Annotated in this window: 2 protein-coding genes; both read left to right on the forward strand. The window is 51.5% G+C overall.

Annotated features, from left to right (window positions below):
* Nucleotides 1-165: 165 nt before the first annotated feature.
* A complete protein-coding gene (locus LKE08_RS19605; protein ID WP_324705940.1) occupies nt 166-1,071 on the forward strand; it encodes a DUF4384 domain-containing protein in 906 nt (301 codons plus the stop codon).
* Nucleotides 1,072-1,199: 128 nt separating this feature from the next.
* Nucleotides 1,200-3,986 (forward strand): CHAT domain-containing tetratricopeptide repeat protein, encoded by a 2,787-nt coding sequence (locus tag LKE08_RS19610; RefSeq protein WP_324705941.1) that lies wholly within the window; start codon nt 1,200-1,202, stop codon nt 3,984-3,986.
* The last annotated feature ends 368 nt before the right edge of the window (nt 3,987-4,354 follow it).

Below are 4,354 nucleotides of genomic sequence, written 5' to 3' on the forward strand. Positions count from 1 at the left end.
ATCTCCCAGAGTTCATAAAAAACAAAGGAATTTCAAAGTCCCCCTTCTCAAGGGGGATTTAGGGGGATCTCCCAGAGCTCATAAAAAACAAAGGAATTTCAAAGTCCCCCTTCTTAAGGGGGATTTAGGGGGATCTCCCATTACATCAGAAATAGGAGAAAAGCGATGAACCCAAATTCGGCGGAAAACTCATTACAAAAACAATTCCTCAATGACTTTACCGAAAAAGTGATGTGGCGGGCACGCAGTGACAGCCAGCGGGAGTGTTGTCAGTTGCGGTTTCATCCGCAAAATTACGACAAGCCAAATACTGACATTGCCAAACAGATTGGCAAACAACTCAACGGCGGCTTTGCCACCACCAATATGCCCGCCACCCTCGCCGCAGTGGTGGAAAAAATCAAAAAACAATTTGGGGAGGAAATGACGGCGGACGGCGTGGACGTGGGGCAGTTGCAGCGGGAACGGGGTTGGAAACCTAAAAACCCGGAAGAATTATATCCTTGGCAGGTGATTTATCGGTGGTTGTGGGACGTGAAATTTCCTCGGGAGGGTTGGGAGTTGGCAACCCGTCTGGCAACCTGTGGGATGGAACAATTCCAGATGGTGGATATTGGGGATATTGGAAAGACTCGGCGGGAATTGGATTTGGGAGAAATCCCCAACCGTGACGAAACGATTGTCAAGGATAAAAAATATGCCCTGGTGGTGAATTTAGATGCGGCGGGGTATTTACTGTTACTGAATCGGAGTAGCAAGGGGAACTATTTTTGTCTGTCTCCCTCCCAGGCATTTCAGCCGCAGGGGGAATGTCAGCCGCGTCAACTTCTGTATATTCCGGATGTCGATGGGTTGGCGAAGTCCTTAAAGTTTCAGGATGAGGGGGAGGAGTATTTTTTGGCGATTCTCACGGAGAAGCCGCTGGACTTGTCCTGGGTGCGTCCCGATGGCAATCCCCGCGATTTCAAGGTGGATGAGTCCCGGTTTCGGGAGATATTTCAGCAGATTGGGCGGCAGTGGAATGGGCGGGTATTTTACAAGCAGTTTAAGGTGGTGGAGTCTCCCGGTTAAACGCGATGAATTGTCCCGCCCCTAAATCTCCAATCCTGGGGGCTTTGAATATCGACTCGTTATGAGGCGAGGGGAGATAATTTGGATGGAGTCGAGTTTAAGTTTAACAAATTGGAGGAAAGACGCTTATGTTTTTAGAAAATCTTATAGAGCAATTTAACTCATTAAATAACAAGGCATTAAGCGCTCTTGAAAAAGGTCGGTATGAGGAGGGTATTAAATTCGCAGAGCAAGCCCGCGAAATTGGAAAAGTTGCTTTCGGCACAAATAATCATAACTATGCCGCCAGTTTGAACAATTTGGCGGGACTGTACGAGTCAATGGGGCGGTTTTCCGAAGCCGAACCCCTGTGCCTGGAAGCGATGGAGATTTCCAAACGGCAGTTGGGGGAAAATCATCCCCACTACGCCACCAGTTTGAACAATTTGGCGTCACTGTACCGGGCAATGGGGCGGTTTTCCGAAGCCGAACCCCTGTACCTGGAAGCCCGGGAGATTTACAAACGGCAGTTGGGGGAAAATCATCCCAGCTACGCCGCCAGTTTGAACAACTTGGCGGAACTGTACCGGGCAATGGGGCGGTTTTCCGATGCCGAACCCCTGTACCTGGAAGCCCGGGAGATTGACAAACGGCAGTTGGGGGAAAATCATCCCAGCTACGCCGCCAGTTTGAACAATTTGGCGGGACTGATGGCGACAATGAATCGCCCCCGAAAGGCATTGCAACTGATGCAGGAGGCGGCGGACATTCAAAACCGAATTATCGGTGAAATCCTTTCCATCAGCAGCGACAGGCAACGCCTGGATTATCTGCAACAAAACTATTGGCTGTTAGAACAATTCCTCTCTCTCATCAACCAATATTTCTCCGACGACTCCCCAGCCAAACAAGCCGCATTGGATTTGGTTTGGCGGCGGAAAGGGTTGGCGACGGAAGCGGGAATTTTGCTGCGAACCTCCATCGCCTCCGAACGCTACCGCCACCTTGCCCCCCAATTCGAGGAACTTCGCCAACTCACCCGGCAAATTGGCTATTTAATTTGGCAAAGTCCAGCTTCCCCGGAAGGGTTGCCCGAGTATCGGCAACGGTTGGCGGACTTGACGCGAAAACAGGAGGAGTTGGAACAATCCCTCAGCCGCCAAATCCCCGAAATGAACCTGGAATCCCAATTAAAACGTGCCAGCCGCCAAGCCATCGCCGCCCTCCTCCCGGACGGTGCGACGCTGGTGGAGTTTGTGCGGTTTAGCGTTTACAATTTCCAAGCGGTTAAAGCTAATGGAGATAGCCAATGGTTGCCGCCGCGTTACCTGGCGTTTATCTTATCTTCCGGGGATTCGGAAAACGTGGAAATGCTGGATTTGGGGGAAGCGGAAACCATTGATAACCTCAGCCGCCAGTTTCGCCGGTTGGCGTCGGGGGAAGACTCGGACACTCGGGGCAAAAACCGGGATTTAGGCTTTGATGATGACGAAACCCCGGAGGCGGAATCCTGGATTTATCCGGAACAGGGACGCCAACTCTATCAAATCTTGATTCAACCCCTGCAACGCCACCTGCAACCCGGACAAGTGGTTTATCTCGCCACCGACGGGGAATTGGCAACCCTCCCGTTTGGGATTTTATCGCGGGATGGAACTGCTGAGTTGATGGGAGAATATGAGTTGCGATATCTGAACGTGGGGCGAGATTTGCTGCGGTTCCATGTGGAAATTCCCGTGGAACATACCCAACCGCTGGTGATTGCCAATCCCGATTATAATTTGCGGGAATATGTCCCGGTTCCCACTCCCCAGACACGGCCACAAAAACGGTCAACACGGATTCCCCATCAAACGATTTTAGCAGTTGCGATCGCATTTTTTGTCATCATCTCTGTTATTTTATTGGCGGCGTTTCCCCCCGTGGGAGCGGTACTGATACTGGCGGGAGTCATTGCAGTATTTGCCATAGACGGCAAAAAGCCAATGCAAACCGACGCACCCCAAACCGTTCCTTCCCCAGCCGTTCTCGAATCCCCATTACCCCCATTCCCGACGCCCTCAACCCCCGCCGATGTGCGTTCTCTCTCCCGAGAATTGGGACGCGGCGAGGGCGATATCTTTACCCCCCTTCCGGGTACGAAAATTGAGGGCGAACGGATTGCCCAATTATTGCAAGTTCCGGTTTATCTGGAAACCCAAGCCGTCAAATCTTTGCTGTCCCATTCTCGCTCCCCGAAAATCGTCCATATCGCCACCCACGGCTATTTTTTGGAGGTGTCCCGAGAGAGTTTAAATGACGCGATGGATGGGTTTCAGTTCTCCTCCATCGGTTCTTCCCAGTCCCGGTTTAAATTCGCCCACGTCCAAAATCCCCTCACCCGTTCCGGGTTGGCATTTGCCGGGGCAAATACCGCTTTGAAAGAGGAAAAATTACCCTTGGATGCCGAGGAGGGACTGCTGACGGCTCAAAATGCGACGATGTTGGATTTGACGGGGACAATTATCGTCGTGCTCTCCGCCTGCGATACCGCTTTGGGGAATGTCTCCATCGGCGAGGGGGTGCTGGGTTTGCGGCGTTCGATTATCGTCGCGGGGGCGGAAACGCTGGTGATGAGTCTGTGGAAAGTCCCGGACGTGCCCACCGCTATCCTGATGGAGCGATTCTACCACAATTTATTCCAAAATAAGCTGGGTCGGACGAAATGTTTGGAAGAGGCACAGGCGTATTTGAGGACGCTAAAGGTTGCTGAAATGCGGGACAGTTGGTTGAGGGCTGAGGCGATTGGCAAAGTTAGCGTTTCGAGTCCCGCCAGCGGGGTGTTTCTGCGGGATTTGAGTCGAAAGCCGGATGATTTTATGCCGTTTCAATCTCCGTCTTATTGGGCGGCGTTTATCTCGATTGGCAATCCGGGGGTGGTGAAAAGTTGGATTTAGGGTTTTGTCGGGTGTGTGGTTAGAGAGTTTCACCACAGAGGCACAGAGGACACGGAGAGTTTTTGAGGGGTGTCGGGTGTGTTTCCTGGCTATTGATTATTGGTGAAGTCAGTCACCTGTGGGAAGGCACCGGAGGATACTTATATATATAGATGTGTAGGGTGTGTTCCCCCGCCATTCATCATCGGTGAAGATAGTCGGCTGCGGGGCGAACGCACCGGGTTGAATATGCGGACCGCTTGGGAATCAATTCCCTTTTCTCATAGCTGAAATCCTTTCAAGAGGATTGGCGAAGGGTTGATAGATGTAATAAAAACGGCGATCGCACCCCATATATGGCGGCACATTTTCCCATGATGTTATAGTAC

The sequence above is a fragment of the Lyngbya sp. CCY1209 genome, from assembly GCF_035615495.1.
Classification (GTDB): domain Bacteria; phylum Cyanobacteriota; class Cyanobacteriia; order Cyanobacteriales; family Microcoleaceae; genus Limnospira.

Bases quoted from the DNA above. Each gene is read 5' to 3' on its own strand.
- LKE08_RS19605 (WP_324705940.1), top strand. From the start codon at position 166: ATGAACCCAAATTCGGCGGAAAACTCATTACAAAAACAATTCCTCAAT.
- LKE08_RS19610 (WP_324705941.1), top strand. From the start codon at position 1,200: ATGTTTTTAGAAAATCTTATAGAGCAATTTAACTCATTAAATAACAAG.